The 3,875-nt window shown below is 54.4% G+C and carries 6 protein-coding genes and 2 pseudogenes; 4 read left to right on the forward strand and 4 right to left on the reverse strand.

Features of this window, described 5'->3' with window-relative positions:
* On the forward strand, window positions 1–462 hold a 462-nt coding region (locus R6U41_RS14020; RefSeq protein WP_410270467.1), incomplete at its 5' end, for a penicillin-binding transpeptidase domain-containing protein.
* A complete protein-coding gene (locus tag R6U41_RS14025) occupies window positions 437–949 on the forward strand; it encodes a tetratricopeptide repeat protein (protein ID WP_410270468.1) in 513 nt (170 codons plus the stop codon). The genes R6U41_RS14020 and R6U41_RS14025, both read left to right, overlap by 26 nt.
* 12 nt (window positions 950–961) lie before the next feature.
* Here the strand turns inward: R6U41_RS14025 and R6U41_RS14030 are convergent.
* From R6U41_RS14030 to R6U41_RS14045, 4 genes and pseudogenes are all read right to left on the reverse strand, one after another.
* Window positions 962–1,243, reverse strand: a pseudogene (locus tag R6U41_RS14030) (YgjP-like metallopeptidase domain-containing protein); the annotation flags it as partial.
* A gap of 9 nt (window positions 1,244–1,252) precedes the next feature.
* The gene (locus R6U41_RS14035; RefSeq protein WP_410270469.1) at window positions 1,253–1,597 is read right to left on the reverse strand and encodes a carboxymuconolactone decarboxylase family protein; all 345 of its coding nucleotides are present in this window, start codon (window positions 1,595–1,597) and stop codon (window positions 1,253–1,255) included.
* Window positions 1,598–1,825: 228 nt separating this feature from the next.
* Complete coding sequence (locus tag R6U41_RS14040) at window positions 1,826–2,374, reverse strand: NifB/NifX family molybdenum-iron cluster-binding protein (protein WP_410270470.1); 549 nt, start codon at window positions 2,372–2,374, stop codon at window positions 1,826–1,828.
* A gap of 114 nt (window positions 2,375–2,488) precedes the next feature.
* On the reverse strand, window positions 2,489–2,869 hold the full coding sequence (locus R6U41_RS14045) for a CGGC domain-containing protein (protein ID WP_410270471.1): 381 nt from the start codon (window positions 2,867–2,869) through the stop codon (window positions 2,489–2,491).
* A gap of 336 nt (window positions 2,870–3,205) precedes the next feature.
* Here R6U41_RS14045 and R6U41_RS14050 point away from each other — a divergent pair, with 336 nt between their 5' ends.
* The gene (locus tag R6U41_RS14050; protein WP_410270472.1) at window positions 3,206–3,391 is read left to right on the forward strand and encodes an SDR family NAD(P)-dependent oxidoreductase; all 186 of its coding nucleotides are present in this window, start codon (window positions 3,206–3,208) and stop codon (window positions 3,389–3,391) included.
* Between the two features lie 200 nt (window positions 3,392–3,591).
* Window positions 3,592–3,875: pseudogene (locus tag R6U41_RS14055) on the forward strand (potassium channel protein); the annotation flags it as partial.

The following is a 3,875-nucleotide window of genomic DNA, read 5'->3' on the forward strand; positions in this document are numbered from 1 at the left end:
GTGACGTCCATGCTCCAGTCCGTTGTCAATGGCGGCACTGCAAGCGCCCTTGGAAAAATGGGGGTGGATTTTCCCCTGGCCGGCAAAACCGGGACCACCAACGGGTTTCGGGATGCCTGGTTTATCGGCTACACTCCGGATTTTCTGGCATTGGTATGGGTGGGCTTTGACAACGGGGATCCGGTGATGGCAACAGGCTCAGGGGCCGCGCTGCCCATTTTTGCAGACCTGGTCAAAGCCATGCCCGGCTATGTTTCCGGAAAGCCCTTTGCCAGGCCGCCGGGTGTGGTAAAAAAGAAAGTATGCCGGCAAACCGGGCAGCTGGCAGAATCCATGCAATGCCCGGAAACATATGAGGAATATTTCCTGGAGACCAATCAGCCGGAAAAACAATGTCAGATTCACAAACCCGACAATGTGCTGAAAAGGACCTTAGATGGTTTCTCAAATATTTTCCGATAAGTTTCTGCTGGCCCGGCCCGCCGTCTGTATCCTGCTTATGGTCGGGATGATGATGTTATCCGCCTGTGCCGGGCTCCAGCCGGTGCCTGACAGACCGGGGCAAACCCGCAGCCCCGCTCCTGAAACACCTGTTGACGAAACCATTCATGCGCCTGCTCCCGAAATCGAGGATAAGCCCGATGATTCGGGGGAGGGTAAAGATTACCGCATGGCGGCATCCCAGGACCTGACCCGCCGGGGACAAGAGCTGATTCAAAAAAAGGAATATGACAGGGCCATTCGCGTTCTTGAACGGGCCGTGGGCATCCATCCCGGCGACGGCCGCGGATATTTCTATCTTGCCCAAGCCTGGCTGGGGAAAAAGGATTTCAACCGGGCCGCCCGGTTCAACGAGATGGCCATTTTGTATCTCAGAGACGATCCGGCCTGGCAAAAGCGGGCCCGGGTCCAGAAGGAAAAAATCCAGGACATGGAAAATACGCGGTGATATGGCCTGCCCCTGGAAATAATGAACTTCCCCGGTGACCGCTTCCGGGACAGGTGCCTGCACTTGTCTGGCAAAATTGTGCCGTTTTTGCCGGATCCAGGGCAGCCGGGCGGCAATGGCTGCGCGCACGGCATGGTCGGCCATCTGCAGCGGAGCAGAAACCCGCACTGTTCCGTCCGGGGGATAGAGCCGGATATTGAGGTTTTTGACGTTTTTGCGAAAAACCGCCACCGGGATTTCGGCGATTTCCATGGTTGTTTTTCGTATCCCGCTGTTTTGAAGTTTTGCCCCCATGCGCCTTGCTTACAGCATTTCGAGTTCGTCGAGCAACTGGATAACCCGCAGGGATTCGGCCACCCCGGTGGTGCCTCTCATGCTGGTGACCACCGCCAGGGTTTCCAGCATTTCTTCCTTGGTTGCCCCTTTATCCAGGGCGCCCATGGCCTGGCCCAGAACGCAGTTTCTGCACCCGGCGCCGAGGGCCACGGCCATGGCCATGAGCCGTTTGGTCTTGGTGTCCAGAGCCCCGTCCTTGTAGGCCTCGTCCATCTGGGCCTTGATTTGTTTTGCGGTCTCCGGCATGACTTCAGCAAACCGGCCGAGGTTTTTTGCGCGGTTCTTGTTGAGCGCCACCTGACTTTCCGACATATGCTCTTCTCCTTTTTCACTGATGATTCAAAAGAAACTTTGCATATTTGTTGCTTATGGCTGCCCCAAAGTCAAGGCGGTTTTGCTGAATCGGATCAGCCCTGAAATTTTGTAATTCCGGTCAAAAATCGTGCCGGCCCATAAAAAGCCACCCGGGGTATGATTTTGCGCATACCCCGGGTGCAAACCCTTATTTTGAATCATTGGCAAGGCTTGGATTTGTTATGTTTAACCCATTCCTCCCTTGCCGCCACCGCCTTTTCCCCGGCCGCCCTGGCCTGGTCCCTTGCCTTTGGCGCCGCCGCCCATACCCTGTCCGCCTTGTCCCGGCCCGCGGCCCCGGCCGCCGCCGCCTTTGCCCTGTCCGCCCTGGGCAGGGCCCCGACCGCGGCCGCCGCCGCCGCCACCCATGCCCTGGCCGCCTCCGGGCTGGCCGGTTGCCGTGGATACGGGAGAAAGCGCATTGCGCTGCCAGGCTTCAATGGCTTCATGGACCGTGGCTGCCGAGCTGCTGAAAATCTGCATTCGGCTCTGGCTCAGGGCCTCCATGGCCTTGGGACCGATTTTTCCGGAAATGAGCACATCCACACCGGCATTGCTCACCATTTGAGCGGTTTGAATGCCCGCGCCCTGGGCCAGGTCCTGCTGCCGGGAATTGTCCAGAAATGACGTGTTCTGTGTGTCTGTGTCAAATACAACAAAACCCGCGCATCGACCAAAACTGGGATCTAACCCGTCTTGCAGGGATTGTCCTTTAGAACTGACTGCGATTTTCATGGCTGTATCTCCTTTTGATAAGAAAAGCGTTTCTTTTTGAAATAAGAATGTGTTTTGAATTGTTGCGCGTACACCGGAAAATCCGGCCTGGATACCCGGGTTGCCGGCACGCTTTCAGGGAAGTGTTTCAGGCACGTAGCCTTTCGGCAGGTGCGCGGAGCCCTTGACACATGGAAGTCCTGTGGCCTGGTGGACTTTCTCCATCAGCGAGTCCACATGACTGCAGAACCCTCCTTTGTCCATTTCCCATCCATCCCCGGTCTTATCGGCAAACATGCAGGTGCAGAAATGAATGGCTTCGGCCCCCTTGGATTTAAGGATTTTACCGTGATTCACCACATTGTCTCCCGGACATCGGCAGGTAAATACGCCCGCCGGAACGGCGTGGTGATACCCGGCAAAACCTTCTTTTGTTTCTGTCAGGCACTTGAAACAACCGGTTAAGGGGCACCGGTCCTCGTTTTTTTCACAACGGATAATGGCGACCTGGGTCATTTTCACTCCTTTTCGGTAAAATGCAGGGTTTATTGATCAGCCGAAAAGACCTGTCCACCCTTTTCGCGCCCCGGAATGGGCGGCAGCGATCAGTTGAAAATGAAATTGTTCATTATGAGCATAATCCCAAAATGCGTTTGAGACAAGGGAAAATTTGTCAGCCGCCCGGTGGGCCTGTCATCGGTTTTCCATTCTCATTTTTGCAGTACAAAAAAATTGAATATCGGTACCCTGTCCAAATCCCGGTGAATACTGAATCCGGGTTTTAGACGGGCAGGGATTTGCATATAATCCGAACATTTGAAAACAGCCTGAAAAAGGAAAGGAATTTTTGCAATGGAGCAGTCCGCATTTTCTCTGGATGGAAAGGTGGCATTAATTACCGGCGGCAGCCGTGGAATCGGCAGAGCAACAGCCGTTGCTTTCGCCAAAGCCGGTGCAGAGGTAATCGTGACCAGCCGAAAAATAAGGGTCAACGCAAAATCCCCGGATGCTGAAACGCTCAGTTCAGGTTCCAATTAAAGCCGGCCATAAATTCAAGCCCGGATCTGATGCATGGGGCAGCGGTATCAGGATAAATTGAAATAATGCGCCGGCTTATTTAGCTTATTTAGTGCCTGAACGAAAACCGTTTTTTCCGCCAATCTCTGCGTCCGGCTCAAATTTTAATCCTCAAAATACGTCGAGTATTCCTGCGGTTAAAATTTTCGCCGTCCTTGACCTTGACGAAAAATCCTGATTTTCGTTCGGGCACTATTTATCTGACCATCTACTGTCGCCGGCTCCGGCCGGGTGTGCAGATCATCAGCCGGGTCAGCCTGGACCGGAATATCAACACCCTGCACCGGGCCGGGGCCAATCTGGTGCTGTCCTACAGTTCCCTGGTGACCGCCACCATCATGAATCTGCTTCATCCCCAGCAGATGCTCATGCTTTCAGAGGGACTCAACGTGTTTCGGGTCACGGTGACCCGAAAGCTTGAAAACAAACCGCTGATGAAGCTGCA

Origin of the sequence: Desulfosalsimonas sp. (genome assembly GCF_046483245.1) — a bacterium.
Lineage (GTDB): Bacteria > Desulfobacterota > Desulfobacteria > Desulfobacterales > Desulfosalsimonadaceae > Desulfosalsimonas.